This window comes from Microbacterium sp. MMO-20 (assembly GCF_037147735.1).
Lineage (GTDB): Bacteria > Actinomycetota > Actinomycetes > Actinomycetales > Microbacteriaceae > Microbacterium.
This window is the reverse complement of the sequence record NZ_JBBCUU010000010.1, coordinates 38,275-54,003: the sequence shown is the minus strand read 5'-3', so window position 1 is coordinate 54,003 and position 15,729 is coordinate 38,275. Positions and strand designations below refer to the sequence as shown.

The window sequence follows — 15,729 nt, the reverse complement described above, 5'->3', positions numbered from 1 at the left end:
CGTGAGCGTCCTCCGATCCTAACGAGCGGATCCCCGCGGCGTGGATATGGTGGACGCTATGACGACGAAGGCGACCAGCGCGGTCGGGGTGGACATCGGCGGCACCGGCATCAAGGGAGCGCTTGTCGACCTCGCGCGCGGCGAACTGCTGAGCGACCGCGTGAAGGTCGCGACCCCGGCGGGCGCGGAGCCCGCCGACGTCCTGGATGCCGTTCTGCACGTCCTCGGAGCTCTCGGCGTCTCCGACGCCGACATCCCGCTGGGCGTCGCCTTCCCCGCGATCGTCAAGAACGGTCGCACGCTGTCGGCAGCGAACGTCGCCGATACCTGGGTGGGGTTCGAAGCGGAGAAGTTCTTCGAGGACGGCCTCGGCCGCGACATCCACTTCGCGAACGACGCCGACGTTGCCGGAGTCGCCGAGGCGCGATACGGCGCCGCGCGGGATTCCGCGGGACTCACGATCCTCACGACGCTCGGCACCGGCATCGGCACCGCGGTGCTCTACAACGGTCATCTGATCCCCAACGCCGAACTGGGGCACTTGCAGCGCGCGAACCACAAGAAGGACTTCGAGGCCTGGGCGGCGTACTCCGCCGTCGAGCGCGAGCAGCTGAGCTGGAAGAGGTGGGCGCGGCGGCTGCAGCGCTACTACTCGTACCTCGAGTTCCTCCTGAGCCCGGACCTGTTCATCGTCGGCGGCGGAGTCTCCAAGCACGCCGACGAGTTCCTGCCGCTGCTCGACCTCAAGACGCCCATCGTGCCGGCCGTCCACCGCAACAACGCGGGGATCATCGGCGCGGCGGCGCTCGCGCTCGACGACGAGCGCTGAGGCGCCCGGCAGACGGGCGGCTGCGCCGCCGCGCGAGAAGGCGAATGGGCCGGCCTGTACGCCGGGTTCTGTCCGGGAGCACGCGCGGGGCCTGCTCCGTGGACGGTCATCTCTCTCGGCGACACGTTGCCGTGCCGCTCCAGCGGTCTACCCGGGGACTCGGCGGGCCGCGTCCACATCCCCTGTCTGACCTTGCTCCGGGCGAGGTTTACCGTGCGGGTCGTGTCACCACGACCCCGGTGGTCTCTTACACCACCCTTTCACCCTTACCCCGGTCGGAACCGAGGCGGTCTGCTCTCTGTGGCACTGTCTCGCGGATCACTCCGGGTGGGTGTTACCCACCGCCCTGCCCTGTGGAGCCCGGACGTTCCTCGGTGCGGGTCTCCCCGCCACGCGACCGTCCAGCCGACCCATTCGCTCCGTCGATCCTAGTCGCGCCGCATCCGGATGTCCGTGCGGCGTCAGCTCTTCGCGGCATCCGGAGCGATGCGCAGATCCAAGGGGAAATCGAGCGGGAACGTGCCGAAGAGGATCTGCGTCGCGCGCGCCGCCGATCGGCGCACCGCAACGGCGACGCGGTCCGCCTGCGCGAGCGGGGCATGGACGATGATCTCGTCGTGCAGGAAGAAGCACAGGTGGGCGCGCCGTGAGAACACCGGACCGGATGCCGGCGCCTCTCCCCCGCCCGCCGGGTCGACCGACGGCAGCAGCGCGAGCTCGGTGCGCAGGCTCCCCAGCCACGCGAGCGCCCACTCCGCAGCGGTGCCCTGCACGACGAAGTTGCGGGTGAATCTCCCGCGATCGCCCGCGGCGCGCCGCGCCCGCGCACGGTCCGCTTCCGTGGCATCCGGGTCACCCGCACGGCCCTGGGCGGTGCGCCAGGCCTCCGAGGTCGCCGGGCTCGAGCGCCCGAGCCACGTCGTCACGACGCCGCCGACACCACCGACGCGCGCCGCCTCGTCGACGAGTCCCATCGCCCGCGGATAGGCACGCCGCAACGCCGGGACGAGTCGCCCGCTGTCACCCGTCGTGGCGCCGTACATCGCTCCGAGCATCGCGATCTTCGCCTCCTGGCGGCTTTCCACGATGCCCCGCTCGAGGAGACCGTCGTAGAGATCGCGTCCGCGCGCGGCATCCGCGAGAGCACGATCCCCCGACATCGCGGCGAGCACGCGAGGCTCGAGCTGGGCGACGTCGGCGACGACGAGGGTCCATCCCGGGTCGGCACGCACCGCGGGCCGCAGCTGACGCGGCAGTTGCAGCGCCCCGCCGCCCGACGACGCCCATCGTCCGGTCACGACGCCACCCGGGACGTACACGGGACGGAAGCGCCCCGCCGGAGCCCACTCGTCGAGCCAGGCCCAGCCGTTCGCGCTCACGAGGCGCGTGAGCTTCTTGTACTCCAGAAGCGGCGCGATCGCGGGGTGGTCGAACCGCGCCAGCTCCCACCGACTGGTCGACTCCGCGAGCACGCCGACGCGGTGGAGGCTGCGCAGGAGCTTCGGCTGAGAATCGAGGCTTGCGGCAGGGTCTCCGAGCGCCGCGCGGACGACGTCGCCGAGTTCGCGGACGCGCGGGGCCACCTCCCCCGGGGCGGGGCGCGTGCCGAGGGATGCCTCGAGGATTCCCTCGTGCACCGCACGGTCCCAGGGGACCCCGGCAGCATGCATCTCGGCCGCGACGAGCGCGCCCGCGGACTCCGCCGCGAGCAGGAGCTCGAGCCGCGCCGGGTCGCTCGCCCCCGCGAGCGCTTCGCGTTGCCGCCGGAGCTCCTCGACTGCGGCATCCGCGTTGTGGGGAACGCCCGTGCCGCCGACCTCACCGTCCTCGAGATCGAACAGCGCGGGAGCGCCGGGCGAGGTATCTGACGGCGCGGCATCCCACGCCGCCGCCGCGCGCAGGTCGCCGGCGCCCGGCGTCCACGCGCTGTCGCGCAGGATGGCATGGCACAGCCGCAGGTCGTGGCAGCGCGCCACGGTCACTCCGTGCGCAAGGAGCTGCGGGTACCACCGCGTCGTGTCGCTCCACACCCAGCGTGTCGTCGCCGGGGCAGTGGATGCCGCGACCACCACATCCGCCGGGTCACCGCGGAATCGCCCGGACTCGCGCAACTGCTCGTCGAGGTCGACGACGACGACGCCGGACCCGTCCGCTCCAACGACGCGCCACCGCGGTGGCGGAGACGTCATCGCCGCCGTCGGATCACAGCCCGGACTCGGGGGTGCGGACGAGGATGGCGCCGCACTCGGGGCACATCACGACCTCGTCGTCATCCGCCTGTCGCAGGGCCTGCAGATCGGTGCCCGAGAGGACCATGTGGCACGCGCCGCATGTGCGCTGACGGAGCTCCCCCGCGCCGACGCCGCGAGCGGCGAGCCGGTCGTAGAGCCCGAGCAGATCCGCGGGCACGCGAGCGGCGAGTGCTTCGCGATCGCGCGTGGCGGACTCCCACGACGCCGTGGCGGCGGCGACGGCCGCCTTGCCCTCCGCGCTGAGGCGCGCACCCTCGGCGTTGATCTCGGCGATGGCAGCCTCCTGCTGCGCGACGGCGGCCTCCGCGGTCTCGAGCCTCTCCATGATCACGAGCTCCGCGTCTTCCAGGTCGCTCTTGCGCTTCGCGAGCGATACGAGCTCGTGCTCCAGCCCCTGCGCCTCCTTGGCGTTGCTCGTCGCGGCGAGCCGCTCGGTATCGCGCGCCGTGCGCGCATCGACGAGCGCGACGTCGGATTCGAGGCGGTCGAGTTCGGCACGCGCGTCGTCCCGGTCGCCGAGAAGACCGGTGAGCACGGCCGACTGCGCGTGGCGCTCGTTCAGCAGTTCGCTCACGCGGGCGCTCTGAGCGGGGTTGCGACGCGCGGCGTCAGCGGTGCGGATCACGCCGTCGAGGCGAGCGAGGTCGATCAGGAGCTGCTGGTCGAGAAGGCGTGCTTTCACGTCTCCAACCTATCGCGCAGCACCGACGAAAGCCCCTCCCGGCCGTGGCCCACGAGCACTAGCATGTGGACCCTGGCGCCCCGAATGGCCCTGTCGCGAAGAGGAGCGGACATGAGCGTGATGCGGACGAAGTCGGTCGAACGGTCGGTCGCCGATACAGAAGAGCCGGAGTTCCAGCTGCGCAAGTCGCTGTCGGCGCTGGATCTCACGATCTTCGGCGTCGGGGTGGTGATCGGCGCCGGCATCTTCACGCTCACCGGCCGTGCCGCCCACGAGGTCGCCGGCCCCGCCATCGTCGTGAGTTTCGTCGTCGCCGCGATCGCGTGCGCGCTCGCGGCCATGTGCTACGCGGAGTTCGCCTCCACGGTGCCCGTGTCGGGGTCCGCCTACACGTTCTCCTACGCCTCGCTCGGTGAGCTCTTCGCCTGGATCATCGGGTGGGACCTGATCCTCGAGATGTTTCTCGGCGCGTCCGTCGTCGCGCAGGGGTGGAGCGCGTACCTCGGCGTCCTCCTGGAACAGCTCGGCGCGCCCATCCCGGCCGTCATCGGTTACGGAGGCACCGTCGACGTCATGGCGATTCTGCTGGTCCTCGTCCTCGGAGTGCTGATGACCCTCGGCATCCGCGAGTCGATGCGCGTCAACCTCGTGCTCGTCGCCGTCAAGCTCTTCATCGTCCTGTTCGTCATCGTCGCCGGGATCATGTTCATCAACCCGGCGAACTACTCGCCGTTCGTCCCGGACGCCGCTCCCCGCGAAGCCGCGACGGGCCTCACTCAGCCTCTGCTGCAGTTCCTCTCCGGCACCGAGCCGATGGCCTTCGGTGTCGGCGGGATCTTCGCCGGCGCCGCCCTCGTCTTCTTCGCGTACATCGGCTTCGACGTCGTCGCGACGACGGCGGAGGAGACCAAGAACCCCCAGCGCGACATGCCGATCGGCATCATCGCGTCGCTGGCGATCTGCACCCTGCTCTACTGCGCTGTCGCGTTCGTGGTGACGGGGATGGTCTCGTACGACCAGCTCGACCCGGCGGCCGCTCTCGCGAACGCCTTCGCGCATCACGGACAGGCCTGGATGGCCACTATCATCTCCGCGGGAGCGGTAGCGGGTCTCACGACGGTCGTCCTCACCTTGCTCATCGGCGCGACCCGCATCATCTTCGCGATGTCGCGGGACCACTTGCTGCCCGCGGGGCTCGCGAAGGTGCACCCGACGCGGCGGACGCCGTGGCTCATCTCGATCATCGTGACGGTCATCGTCGCGCTCGTCGCCGGCCTCACCCCCGTCGGCGTCCTCGAGGAGATGGTGAACATCGGGACGCTGTCGGCGTTCGTGCTCGTCTCGGTCGGTGTCGTCGTCCTGCGCCGGACACGCCCGGATCTGAAGCGAGGCTTCCGGGTGCCGTGGAGCCCCGTGCTGCCGATCCTGTCTGCGCTCGTCTGCGTCTACCTCATGCTCAACCTCACGGTCGAGACGTGGCTGCGCTTCCTCATCTGGCTCGTCATCGGCTTCGTGATCTACTTCGCCTACTCCCACCGCAACTCCCGCCTCGGGAAGGATGCCGACACGTATCTCAACCCCGCCGAGCCGAAAGTGGTCGGCCGGGACTCGTAGACTGGTCGCATCAGGGCCTTTAGCTCAGCTGGTAGAGCGCCACGTTTACACCGTTAGGGGCGACGGTTCACGTCGGCGGCCGCGTGCTGCGGCCAGCTCATCGGCGGTGGACTCGACGTTGATCGGCTCGATATCAAGGAGCCACCAAGCCGGCACCCGGCATGCCTCCTGAACCTTTCGCGCGATTTCCGCGATGTTGCGGGGACGCGTGAGATCCGTCTCCCACTGACCAATGGCGCCCGGGCTCACGTCGAGGATCCGTGCGAGAGCGCGCTGATCGAGCCCGCGCATGACACGCGCTTTCCGAAGACGGTCACCGAAAGACCATCCCGGGATAACGATCGGATCCGCGATGTAGGGGTCCACTGCTGCTGCCTGAGACATGCTCCGAGCATCGCACACCTTAGCAAAACTGCGCAAGCCTGCGTGAACGCGTATTGACAAAGTTTGAGTGAGCATGCTTAGGTCAAGGCGTGATAGCTAAGCATGTTCAGATTAGCGAGGATGAGCGCATCTCGACGAGCGCCGCTGCCGCTCTGTTGGGCGTGCACCCTCAGACGCTCCGGCAGTACGAGCGTCAGGGAGCCATCACCTCACTCCGAACGCCAGGTGGGCATCGACGGTTTCGCCTTGGAGATGTTCGGGCACTCGCGGCCGATTCCGGCGCATCAGGCGTGGTTGGGGTGGAACCCCAGACTCTCCCCACCACACCGGAGGGGCCGGTCGCCGACTCGACCGGCCCCTCCACCCTCACGGAGCGTGCGTCATGAGCCCGTTCGGCTGGTTCCGTCAGCTCGCGGAAATCCGCGATGCCCTGCGCATGCTCCCCGCCCACCTCGAAGACGCGCAGAGCAACGATGGTCGGTCAGTCCGCGATCGGGTCCAGGAGATCGAGGCGGGCGTCCAGGGCGACGACGGCATCGACCAGAGCCGGTCCCGATCAGCCGATGGTGTCGGCGATGTCGTAATCGGGAAGGTCGGGGAGGTCGCCGGCCGCAGTGAGGATCACGACGGGCGTCCCGGCCGGGATCCAGGCGTCCAAGTCCGTTCGTTCCCCCCGAAGGAAGACGCGTACGTCGCCGCGCTGGTCGGCGCTGTCGACCGCCTGACGGAGACGGTGCGCCTGCAATGTCGAGATCTCGATCTTCGCGGCGCCGATGTGCACAACAGCCATGAGAGTTCCTTCCAGGTAGCGGAATCCGAAGTTGGCGCTTCGGATGTTCCCGCCACGATCCTGGCAGGCACCCCCGACACCGTCCTCCTTTCCGGTGACGGGGCGAGCGTCGAGGGGCCGGCCACCACCACCGGCCCCTCGACCTCGAAGGCACAGCATCCCGTAAGTGCTTACGTGGCATCCCGGGTTCGGAGCATCCTCGCTGCCCGCCGCATCCCGCGGAAGACCCTCGCACCCATCCTCGGCATGACGCCTTCCGGCACTTCTCGCCTCGTCAACGGGCGCACCACCTGGATGGCGCCCGAGATCGTCGTCGTCGCTCGCTTCCTCGGCGTCTCCATCGATGACCTCTTCCCCCCGCAGACGTGGCTCGAGGACCGGACATGACCGCGATCGTCCTCGCCCTCGGCGTCGTCCTGATCTTCATCGTCATCACCATCAACGACGCGCAGCGGATGCGCCGGCACCGCGCAGCGCTCGCCGAACTCCACCGCCAGCGGCGGGTCCGCCGCGGGTACTACTGCGACTGCACGACCGCCGAGGTCTGCACCCTCTGCACCCCCGGCCAGGACGAGCGGTGAGTGTCGCCATGGTGGAGCTGCAGCAGCCCCGAACCGTGATCCCCCGCGTCGACGGCCACGACCTCCACATCCTCGTCGACCACCCGTACGTCTACCTCCGCCGCGACGACGTCGAACGCATCGCCGTCATCCCCCCGTGGGCCACCGGCGAAACCCTCCTCCTCGACGACGACCAGGTGCACGACATCAACGGCGCCGAGTACTACCCCCTCGAATGGGCCATGACCCGCGCCCTCGAAGACACCCAGGCACCCGCCCGCGCTCGCCGGTTCCTCGACTGGCTGCGCGACGAGCTCCCCGCGTACACGACCGACGAAGTACTCGAGCAGGCACACCGGGTCGCTCCGTTCATCGAGGCGTACACGGTAGCCGCGGCCGCGCGGATCCTCGACCAGGACCCGACGATCACGATCGGCCGCGATCGCCTGTTCGACCACATGGCCGAGCTCGGCTGGATCGAACGGAACCTCACGCCCGACGCGGAATGGGTGATCACCAGACTCCCCCACGACCGCGACTGGCTCACCCTCCGCGCCGTGAACGTCGGCCCGACTACCCGCCACGGGCAGCGCCGCTACCTGCAGATCCACATCACCACCAAGGGCCTGGCCGAACTGCACCGCACTCTCGCCGGCGTCGGTCGCCCGGACCCGCCGCCCGCCCAGCCGACGCTCTTCGACTGACCCCGCCCAGACCCGCCGCCACCGCCCCATGGAGCCCACCATGACCACCCGCCACCCCGACCAGCCCCGCCTACGCGACTGGGTCACCGTGACCGTCCTCCTCACCGCCCTGACCTTCGGCGTGCCCCTGCTCGTCGACGCCGCGACGGGATGGATCCGATGAGCGACCCGCGCCTCGAGTACTCCCCAGACCCCGACCGCCGCTGGTTCATCGCCGCGACGATCACCGGGATCATCGCGACCGCCGTCGCCATCCTCGCGGCGGTGACCTGGTGAGCGTCCACGTCTGCCCGCCGGACCACGCGCACGCCGACACCGCGACCTGCTACACGTCGCACGCCTGTCGATGCACCCCGTGCCGGGAGGCATCGACGGAGTACTCGTACTGGCGCCACCACATGATCGCCGCCGGCCGCGTCGACCTCCTCGACCTCATCGTCGACGCGACGGGCGCGAGACGCCGCCTGCAGGCCCTCCAAGCGCTCGGGCACTCCGGGGTGGTACTCGCACACCACCTCGGCGCCGACAAGTCGATGGTGCCCCGATGGAGCCTCGCGGAGACCATGCGGCAATCGACCGTCGACCGCATCGCCGAACTGTACGAGCAGCTCTCCGCCACAAAACCCAACCCCACCACCCCCGCCGAGCGCGTCTCCGTCACGAAGACGCTCCGCCACGCAGCCCGCCAAGGGTGGATGCCGCCCCTCGCCTGGGACGACATCGACACCGACGCCCACCCCGTCACGATCGTCACGATCCACCGCCGCGAAGTCGACCCCGTCGCCATCACCCTCGCCACACAAGGCCTCGACGCGATCCTCACCGACGCCGAGCGACGCATCGTCGCCGAAGCCCTCATCCGCGACGGCCGCCCCGACGCACACATCTGCCGCATCACCGGCTACAGCGACCGGCAGATCCTCCGCATCCGCAACAAGATCACCCAGCAGGCCGCCGCATGAAGCTCATCGAACAACGGTGGCTCGTCCGCAAGGAGCCCCGCCCGACGAAGTTCGGCGACCAGTACGACTTCGACTGGGTCGTCACCCCGTACCTCAGCCGACGCGACGACGGCACCCTCCTCGTCCACGGCGAACCCGTCCCGTTCCCAAACCTCAGCATCGCGCTGCGCTACGCCCGCGAAGAGATGCGCCGCCACTACACCCCGGAGCACCGATGACCACCATCGAGCAGTACAACGCATTCCTCCGCGAGAACACCTTCGCGATGGTCCACGGGACCCTCCTGCAAGCCGCTGTCACCGGAGCGGCCCTGGAACGCTCCCTCGCCGAGTCGCCCCAGCACTTCATGGTCGCGTGCTCCTGGTTCTGCTCCATCTCAGCAGCAACAATCCAGGTCGAGAACCACCACATCCTCACCGTGCACGACGGCATCATCGTGCCTAACCTCGCCGCCGCCACCGACCCGGCCCATCGAGACGCCCTGCGCGCGATCGCTACCGCAGCCAACAACGACCACGCCGCGGCCGCGGCGTTCATCGTCAGCCTCGTCGACCACGTCGAGAACGCCCCCGCCGATGAGGCCCGCGCACACGCCGAACACGCCCTTCTCGTCTTCATGGCGCTCTGCTCCTACGCACGCCGATTCCACTCCGACCGCTGCACCGCCGACACTTGCCCCCTCAAGGTCAGCCGATGAGCCTCTACGCCCTCTCCTGGGCCTTCGAACAGAACCTCCCACCCAGCGAGAAGATCGTCCTCCTCGCGCTCGCCGACTGCGAGAACGGTGAGACGCTGCGCTGCGACCCCTCCCAGGCGCACCTCGCCGAGCTGTCGTCGCTGAGCGAGCGGACCGTCCGCGACATGCTGAAGAGCCTCGCCGCGAGAGACCTCATCACGCGCACCGCGCAGGGGTCCTCGAGGGGTGGGCGACGCCCCGACGCGTACCGGCTCGCCTGCCGTCCGCCTGTGGATAACTCAGGGTTTCCGGCAGATTCTGCCGGAAGGGTTACCGGCAAATCTGAGGGGGGTAACCGGCAAGCTGCTGCCGGTATATACAAACCGGAAAGAACCGGAAGAGACCTAGATCAAGTCCGTCAGGAACGTCACCACGGTGGCCCTGTGGAAAACGAAGCTGCCGTCTCCGCCGGCAGCGACGGACGGGAATCATCCCCCGTCCAGGCGTCGCCGAAGAACCTCGCCGCCCTGCGCGGCCACGGCGTCTCGACGCCGGAGATCTTCGCGTCGGTCGGCGACTACCTCGCCCAGACCCACATCGACGACGAAGGCCTCGACCGGCTCGCCGCGGAGATCCTCGCCGTCGCGCCGACCCGGGTCGTGAACCCGACCGCGTACGTCGTCCGCGCGATCCGCAACGACCTCACCCGACCCGAGTGGATCGCCCGAGCCTGGGTCATCGCCGCCGAGATCCACGTCGCCCGCGCCGACCGACGGGCGGCCGGCTGATGCGCACCGAACTCGAGATCTCCGGCTGGGCACACCTCACCCCCGACACGTGGATCCTGCACTTCCTGTGGCCCAAGAACCCGCTGCCCATGAACGGCTCACGCGGACACCGCCTCGCCACCTCCCGCAAGGCCCGCTGGGTCCGCACGACGTCGACGTTCCGTGCCCGCGCCGCCGGCATCCCGCCCCTCGGCCGCATCCGTGCGCAGCTCACCTGGTGGGTCGCGACCAACCACACCCGCGACCCCGACAACCTCGCCCAACTCGAGAAGCCGATCTTCGACGGCCTCGTCGACGCCGGCCTCGTCACCGACGACCGCCCCGAGCTCATGGACAAGCCCCGCGCCATCATCCGCCACCTCGACCAGTCCGCCGGCCTCGTCACCGAACCCAGTTTCACCCTCACCATCACCCACCTCGAGGAGACGCCCGCATGATCCGCTGGGTCGTCATCGAGTGGAACCAGGCTTCCTCGCAGCCGAGCATCGCCGGCGCCGGCGAGCTGCACTGGAACGAGTCCGACGCTGAGGATCTCGCCGAAGCGCTCCGTGAGAGGACGCGCATCATCGGGAGGCGCGAGAGATACACCGTCCAGGAGATCGACTTCGGAGACGACTGGTGATCACGCCCGACGACGACTTCGGCCTCCCCGACGACCGGGCGCGGCAGCTACTCGCGTTCGCGGCCGCGCACCCGAACCTCGCTCGCGCCGAAGAGGGCATCCGCCGTGAGCTCGGCCTCACCCCCGCCCGCTACCACCAGCTCCTCCGCCGCCTCATCGACACGCAGCAAGCCCTCGACATCGACCCCATGCTCACCCACCGCCTCCGCCGCACCCGCGACGAAGCACAAGCCGAGCTGGCACGCCGCCTCGGCACCGCCCACTGAAAGGACCACCGCCCATGACCACGCCCACCCCGATCGCCGAGCTCCGCCTCGAGACCATCGACCCCGCGAACCTCACCATCCGCGACCAGGCCCGCGAAGACGCCACCCCCGACGACGACCTCATCGCCTCCATCCGCACCCACGGAATCATCCAGCCCCCCGTCGTCGAGGTCACCGGCGACGGCGAATGGGTCATCGTCACCGGCCACCGACGCGTCGGCGCCGCGATCGCCGCCGGCCTCACCGAAATCACCGTCATCGTCCGCCCCGCGCTCGCCGGAGACGAGGGCGCGCTCACACTCGAGCAGCAGATCGTGGAGAACGAACGCCGCAAGCAGCTCACCGCCAAGGACCTCGCGAACGGGTACCAGCGCCTCACCCTCTTCGGCCTCCGCCCCGAGGACATCGCAGCGCAGCTCGGCGAGACCACCGCACGAGTCCGCGCCGGCCTCCGCATCCATAAGTCCGAACGCACCGCGGAGCTCGTCGCCACCGACCCGACGATCGACCTCGAACGCGCCGCGCTGATCGCCGACTTCGACGAGCACCCGAAGCTCCAGCAGAAGCTCATCGAGGCCGCCACGCTCGCCCCGCAGAACTTCGACCGCGACCTCGCGAACGCCCGCACCCAACGCGAGGTCGACGCGCGAGTCGCGAAACTCAAGGAGCAGCTCGACGCCGACGACGTCGTCCTCGCCGGCGTCTACAACTACGACCACTACTACTGGCGCGGCAACGACGACAAGGGGAAGTCGCTCGACAAGCTCAACATCCGCCCCGAGGAGCATCTCGAATGCCCCGGCCACGCCGCCGTCATCCACAAGGCGCAGTCGTACTACCTGAAAGACGACCCCTCCGACTGGCTGATGTACGTCTGCACGAGCTGGGAAGGCCGCAACGGTCACGAGCTCGCTCCAGCCGCCGGCTCCACCCTCACCCCGGAGGAGCAGGCGGAACGCGACGAACGCGACCGAGCCCGCGCCGCGGCCGCCGAGGAATGGAAGGCGAAGCAGGAACTCATCACCGCGAACACCGCCGCCCGACAGACCTGGATCCACCAGCACCTCACCACCGGCCGACTCCGCCCTGTCGTCGCCCACTACGACCTCCAAGCCCTCGCGCTCGCCGCGTCGACCGAAGCATCCGACTGGCCGCCCGTGCACGTCGCCCTGACCCTCATCACCGGGGAACCCCACCAGCGGAACTGGCAGACCAGCGACAACGAAGACCACCTCGTCCTCCTCGCGACCGACCCGGCCATCCCGTCAGCCCGGGTCATCATCGGCCACGCGTTCGCTGCCCTCGAAGACGCCCTCACCACCCGGTTCGCGGTGAAGTACTTCGCGCTGCTCCAGACCCTCGGCTACACCCTCACCGACACCGACCGGGAGCACCTCACCGCCGCGACCGCCGCTCAGGCCGAGTGGGAAGCCGACGGCATCGACGACGAGGACGCCGACCAGTGACCCTCACCGCTCGCGCCCAGATCCGCGCCAACACGATCGACTCTCTCACCAGCCGCGAGCTGAGGGATCTCATCTCCAAGCTCGAGACCGCGGTCGACGCCGGCTACACGGACGTCGACGACGACGTCCTCGACAAGTGGATGGTCGAGATCCTCACCGCCCGCGTGACGGAGGGAGTCGAACAGTGAACCACCGCCCCACCCCGCACGAGCACCCCGTCGGCGCCGAGCTCAACCTCGCCGACGTGTTCGTCCCCGACGCGTACAACGTGCAACCCGCGTTCGTCGGTGGTCAGGACGGCACCCCAGCGGCCCCGACCGTGCTCCTCGAGCTCACCGGATGGGACGCCCACCAGCTGCCCTTCCCCGAGGACGGCACCATCCCACCCACCCGCACCGTCCGCATCCTCCTCGAGGTCCCCGGCGCCGAAGGCATCAGCGCCGGCATCCTCAACAGCCTCGGCCAGCTCCGACGCATCCGCCGCAACCAGGAAGGCCGCCGACCATGACACCCGCAGAGATCACCACCGAACCGATCACACCCTCCGCCCTCGACAGCGTCCTCGGCGAGCCAGTGCGACTCAGGTTCTCCGACGGCTACATCGCAGTCGGCACCCTCGCCGGCTACGAGGTCGACCGTGACGGCGGCATCGCCGTGATCCTCGCCGGCCACGAGCTCGGATACGTCGGCGGCCGCGTCACCGCCCTCGACGTCCTCCGCTGATGAGCACCGTCGAACTCCCTTCGGGCGTGCGCCACGGCACGCCCGAAGGGCACCTCGCGGGATGCAAAGGCGAACGCACCGAGTGCCCCGCTCTGCTCGAGCACGGCATGTCCTGCACCTACGCCTACGTCCGCTCCACCACCACCCCAGACCGGTACTACAAAGCCAAAGCCCGCAACCCCGAACCCCGCGAGATCGCCCGCACCCTCGGCTTCAAACCCACCCCCCGCGCCGCAGCGCTCGCCGCCGTCTTCGAAGCCGACGCCACGTTGCCGTCTCGCATCCGCAAGCCCGTCCCGCCCCGCGAGAGGACCGCACCCATGCCCGAACCCATCGAGCCCACCGCCGACGAACAAGCGACCGATCCCGTCATCGACGACGCCGAGCAGGCACCCGCCCCTGAAGAGCCGGCGGGCCCGTCGACCGGTCAGATCCGCGACTGGGCGAAGACCGCCGGCATCGCCGTCCCCGTCCGCGGCCCCATCCCCAAGCCCGTCGCGATCGCGTACGACCTCGCGCACAGCCGCGAGCTGGCATCCGACACCTCCACCCAGGACACGCCCGCCACCGCACCGGCGACGCCGACGACGACGCTGACGATGGCCGACTTCACCCGCGGGCTCAGCCAATCCGCGACCCGCGAACGCGGCCGCCAGATCCGCGCCTGGCTCCGCACCCACGGCTACCCCGGCCTCAGCGACCGCGGCATCGTCCCACCGAGCGGCCTCTACGCCTACCTCCTCGAGCACCCCGGCGCCACCGACCCCGCACAGCCCCTTGCCGAGCAGTCCCACGACCCCCGCGGCAACACCCCGGCACCCGCCGCCGACGCCGCAGCTGCACCGGCCAAGAGCACGACTGCAGAGGGTGAGGACATGGGGCACCCCCAGCACGCCGAAGCCACCGAAGAACTCATCGACCAGATCCGCGACCGCATCGACATGCCCAAGCCCGCACCGCCAGCCCCGGTCAGCGAAGCACGCGCCGCCGCCGGCATCCAGACCCCCGCCCCCACCATCCCACCCGCCGGACGCACCCTCACCGACGCCCCCGGGCCCAGACCCGAATGGGCCGAAGTCACCACCAGCAACGAAGTCACCGCAGCGCTCGCCGACCGAGACGCCGCGCTCGAGCAACGCGACCAAGCACGCTCCCTCGCCGCCCGCCTGTGGGAGCAGCTCGACGCGACCGAAGAACGCGCCCGGATCGCCGAAGCTGCACTCGAACTCACCCTCACCCGCTGGGACACCGCAACCACCGAACTCGCCGCGGCGCGCCGAGCGGGCAAGTTCCTCTTCAGACGCCTCGCCGCCCAAGAAGCCGAACTCCGAGATTTCCGCATCCTCCGAACCCGCCTCGCCCGCGCCGCAGCGGGGTGGCAGCTCCGAGCGACCAATCTCCAGACCGCCCTCGACGACGCACGCATCGCGGCTCCCGCCCGGCGGCCAGATGGCGCCATCCCCGGCGCGCCCCTCACACCCGCCCGACGCAGCATCCTCCCGTGGAAGAAGCACACACGATGACCGCCGACGTCCCCGTCACGATCGACACGCTGCAGACCCTCATTCGCCAGCTCATCACCGCGACCCGTCCCGCCGGCACCCGCCACGTCCGCCCCGCCCTCCTGCAGCAGCTCCGCGATGCCGTCACCCCCGACCCCGGAGGCACCGGCCGCTCCAAATCCGCCGCCGAACGATCCGTCATCAACGCCGCCGCCCTCGACCTCTACACCGACGTCGACCGCGCCGCGGCCGAGCTCTACCTCCAAGCCACGGGCATCTACGCAACCGGCGCCGCCGACGAACTCCTCCTCGACTGGTGGACCACCCTCACCACCGACAACACCCTCGACCCCCTCACCCCCGCCCAAATCGACACCCTCCACGCACGCCTCGACGACATCACCACCCGCATCCGAGACCTCCTCGAATCCCCCAGCCCCGTCGAAATCACCGGCCGCTGCCCCGAATGCGGATGGTCCCGCACCCCGCACGGTGCCGCCCTCCTCCGGCAAGTCCGCCCCTGGCGCTCCGAGATCTCCGTCACATGCCGCAGCTGCAACGCCACCTGGACCGGCGTCGAGGCCGTCGCGGCACTCGGCGAGCTCCTCAACACCCCCGAGCTGCAACTCACCGACCAGCACCGCGAGAACATGCCCGGGCACCACGACGGTGACGGCTGCGTCTCGCCCGCGCCCGGCCACTTCGCACCCCTCGAGAACGAGCTCCGCCGGCCGATCAACCCCGACTGCGCCGTCGGCAAGCACCACGCCTGCAACGACGACGCCTGGGACATCGACCTCGACCGGCCCGCCCGCTGCGAATGCGACTGCCACGGCCCCCTCACGACCGGAGACCCCCGATGAGCGAACAATGCCGACCCCGCGACGACGCCTCACGCCTCCGCTGCGA

Annotated in this window: 24 protein-coding genes, 1 other RNA gene and 1 pseudogene; 21 read left to right on the top strand and 5 right to left on the bottom strand. The window is 69.8% G+C overall.

Annotated features, from left to right (window positions below):
• Positions 1-58: 58 nt before the first annotated feature.
• Positions 59-829: a polyphosphate--glucose phosphotransferase gene (ppgK, locus tag WFI52_RS12570; RefSeq protein ID WP_336627332.1), complete on the top strand. Its 771-nt coding sequence runs from the start codon at positions 59-61 to the stop codon at positions 827-829.
• 41 nt (positions 830-870) lie between these two features.
• Here ppgK and rnpB read toward each other — a convergent pair.
• The 3 genes from rnpB to WFI52_RS12555 all read right to left on the bottom strand — a co-directional run bounded on the left by rnpB (position 871) and on the right by WFI52_RS12555 (position 3,763).
• An RNA gene (rnpB, locus tag WFI52_RS12565) (RNase P RNA component class A) lies at positions 871-1,242 on the bottom strand.
• Between the two features lie 48 nt (positions 1,243-1,290).
• On the bottom strand, positions 1,291-3,018 hold the full coding sequence (locus WFI52_RS12560; RefSeq protein WP_336627333.1) for a bifunctional 3'-5' exonuclease/DNA polymerase: 1,728 nt from the start codon (positions 3,016-3,018) through the stop codon (positions 1,291-1,293).
• 13 nt (positions 3,019-3,031) lie between these two features.
• The gene (locus WFI52_RS12555; RefSeq protein WP_336627334.1) at positions 3,032-3,763 is read right to left on the bottom strand and encodes a zinc ribbon domain-containing protein; all 732 of its coding nucleotides are present in this window, start codon (positions 3,761-3,763) and stop codon (positions 3,032-3,034) included.
• A 111-nt stretch (positions 3,764-3,874) separates the two neighbouring features.
• Here WFI52_RS12555 and WFI52_RS12550 point away from each other — a divergent pair, with 111 nt between their 5' ends.
• Positions 3,875-5,377, top strand: a complete 1,503-nt coding sequence (locus WFI52_RS12550; RefSeq protein WP_336627335.1) for an amino acid permease — start codon at positions 3,875-3,877, stop codon at positions 5,375-5,377.
• Between the two features lie 45 nt (positions 5,378-5,422).
• Here WFI52_RS12550 and WFI52_RS12545 read toward each other — a convergent pair whose 3' ends face one another.
• Entirely contained in the window at positions 5,423-5,761 is a 339-nt protein-coding gene (locus WFI52_RS12545; RefSeq protein ID WP_336627336.1) for a helix-turn-helix domain-containing protein, read from the bottom strand.
• Between the two features lie 89 nt (positions 5,762-5,850).
• Here WFI52_RS12545 and WFI52_RS14230 point away from each other — a divergent pair, with 89 nt between their 5' ends.
• On the top strand, positions 5,851-6,147 hold the full coding sequence (locus WFI52_RS14230) for a MerR family DNA-binding transcriptional regulator (RefSeq protein ID WP_442927768.1): 297 nt from the start codon (positions 5,851-5,853) through the stop codon (positions 6,145-6,147).
• A gap of 170 nt (positions 6,148-6,317) precedes the next feature.
• Here the strand turns inward: WFI52_RS14230 and WFI52_RS12540 are convergent, their stop codons facing one another.
• Complete coding sequence (locus tag WFI52_RS12540; RefSeq protein WP_336627337.1) at positions 6,318-6,551, bottom strand: hypothetical protein; 234 nt, start codon at positions 6,549-6,551, stop codon at positions 6,318-6,320.
• Positions 6,552-6,725: 174 nt separating this feature from the next.
• On the opposite strand from WFI52_RS12540, the gene WFI52_RS12535 reads away from it, so the two are divergent.
• From WFI52_RS12535 to WFI52_RS12455, 18 genes and pseudogenes are all read left to right on the top strand, one after another.
• The gene (locus WFI52_RS12535) at positions 6,726-6,938 is read left to right on the top strand and encodes a helix-turn-helix domain-containing protein (protein WP_336627338.1); all 213 of its coding nucleotides are present in this window, start codon (positions 6,726-6,728) and stop codon (positions 6,936-6,938) included.
• Positions 6,935-7,132: a hypothetical protein gene (locus WFI52_RS12530; RefSeq protein WP_336627339.1), complete on the top strand. Its 198-nt coding sequence runs from the start codon at positions 6,935-6,937 to the stop codon at positions 7,130-7,132. Before WFI52_RS12535 ends, WFI52_RS12530 begins: the two co-directional genes overlap by 4 nt.
• Positions 7,129-7,815, top strand: a complete 687-nt coding sequence (locus tag WFI52_RS12525; protein WP_336627340.1) for a phage antirepressor KilAC domain-containing protein — start codon at positions 7,129-7,131, stop codon at positions 7,813-7,815. Before WFI52_RS12530 ends, WFI52_RS12525 begins: the two co-directional genes overlap by 4 nt.
• Positions 7,816-7,855: 40 nt before the next feature.
• Positions 7,856-7,978: a hypothetical protein gene (locus WFI52_RS12520; RefSeq protein WP_336627341.1), complete on the top strand. Its 123-nt coding sequence runs from the start codon at positions 7,856-7,858 to the stop codon at positions 7,976-7,978.
• Between the two features lie 109 nt (positions 7,979-8,087).
• A complete protein-coding gene (locus WFI52_RS12515) occupies positions 8,088-8,777 on the top strand; it encodes a hypothetical protein (protein ID WP_336627342.1) in 690 nt (229 codons plus the stop codon).
• Positions 8,774-8,995, top strand: a complete 222-nt coding sequence (locus tag WFI52_RS12510; protein ID WP_336627343.1) for a hypothetical protein — start codon at positions 8,774-8,776, stop codon at positions 8,993-8,995. Before WFI52_RS12515 ends, WFI52_RS12510 begins: the two co-directional genes overlap by 4 nt.
• Entirely contained in the window at positions 8,992-9,474 is a 483-nt protein-coding gene (locus WFI52_RS12505; RefSeq protein WP_336627344.1) for a hypothetical protein, read from the top strand. Before WFI52_RS12510 ends, WFI52_RS12505 begins: the two co-directional genes overlap by 4 nt.
• Positions 9,471-9,659 (top strand): annotated as a pseudogene (locus WFI52_RS14225) (helix-turn-helix domain-containing protein); the annotation flags it as partial. The gene WFI52_RS12505 and the pseudogene WFI52_RS14225, both read left to right, overlap by 4 nt.
• A 237-nt stretch (positions 9,660-9,896) precedes the next feature.
• A complete protein-coding gene (locus WFI52_RS12500) occupies positions 9,897-10,241 on the top strand; it encodes a hypothetical protein (protein ID WP_336627345.1) in 345 nt (114 codons plus the stop codon).
• Positions 10,241-10,678: a hypothetical protein gene (locus tag WFI52_RS12495; protein ID WP_336627346.1), complete on the top strand. Its 438-nt coding sequence runs from the start codon at positions 10,241-10,243 to the stop codon at positions 10,676-10,678. The genes WFI52_RS12500 and WFI52_RS12495 overlap by 1 nt, the downstream gene beginning before the upstream one ends.
• A complete protein-coding gene (locus WFI52_RS12490) occupies positions 10,675-10,863 on the top strand; it encodes a hypothetical protein (protein WP_336627347.1) in 189 nt (62 codons plus the stop codon). Before WFI52_RS12495 ends, WFI52_RS12490 begins: the two co-directional genes overlap by 4 nt.
• Positions 10,860-11,129, top strand: a complete 270-nt coding sequence (locus WFI52_RS12485) for a DUF3263 domain-containing protein (protein WP_336627348.1) — start codon at positions 10,860-10,862, stop codon at positions 11,127-11,129. Before WFI52_RS12490 ends, WFI52_RS12485 begins: the two co-directional genes overlap by 4 nt.
• A 14-nt stretch (positions 11,130-11,143) precedes the next feature.
• Complete coding sequence (locus WFI52_RS12480) at positions 11,144-12,595, top strand: ParB/RepB/Spo0J family partition protein (protein WP_336627349.1); 1,452 nt, start codon at positions 11,144-11,146, stop codon at positions 12,593-12,595.
• Positions 12,592-12,783 carry a hypothetical protein gene (locus WFI52_RS12475; RefSeq protein WP_336627350.1) on the top strand — a complete coding sequence of 64 codons (192 nt, stop codon included), beginning with the start codon at positions 12,592-12,594 and terminating at the stop codon, positions 12,781-12,783. The genes WFI52_RS12480 and WFI52_RS12475 overlap by 4 nt, the downstream gene beginning before the upstream one ends.
• Entirely contained in the window at positions 12,780-13,103 is a 324-nt protein-coding gene (locus tag WFI52_RS12470) for a hypothetical protein (protein ID WP_336627351.1), read from the top strand. The genes WFI52_RS12475 and WFI52_RS12470 overlap by 4 nt, the downstream gene beginning before the upstream one ends.
• Positions 13,100-13,318, top strand: coding sequence for a hypothetical protein (locus tag WFI52_RS12465; RefSeq protein WP_336627352.1), 219 nt, complete (start codon positions 13,100-13,102; stop codon positions 13,316-13,318). Before WFI52_RS12470 ends, WFI52_RS12465 begins: the two co-directional genes overlap by 4 nt.
• Positions 13,318-14,841 carry an Lsr2 family DNA-binding protein gene (locus tag WFI52_RS12460; protein ID WP_336627353.1) on the top strand — a complete coding sequence of 508 codons (1,524 nt, stop codon included), beginning with the start codon at positions 13,318-13,320 and terminating at the stop codon, positions 14,839-14,841. Before WFI52_RS12465 ends, WFI52_RS12460 begins: the two co-directional genes overlap by 1 nt.
• Positions 14,820-15,683: a DUF7341 domain-containing protein gene (locus WFI52_RS12455; RefSeq protein ID WP_336627354.1), complete on the top strand. Its 864-nt coding sequence runs from the start codon at positions 14,820-14,822 to the stop codon at positions 15,681-15,683. Before WFI52_RS12460 ends, WFI52_RS12455 begins: the two co-directional genes overlap by 22 nt.
• The last annotated feature ends 46 nt before the right edge of the window (positions 15,684-15,729 follow it).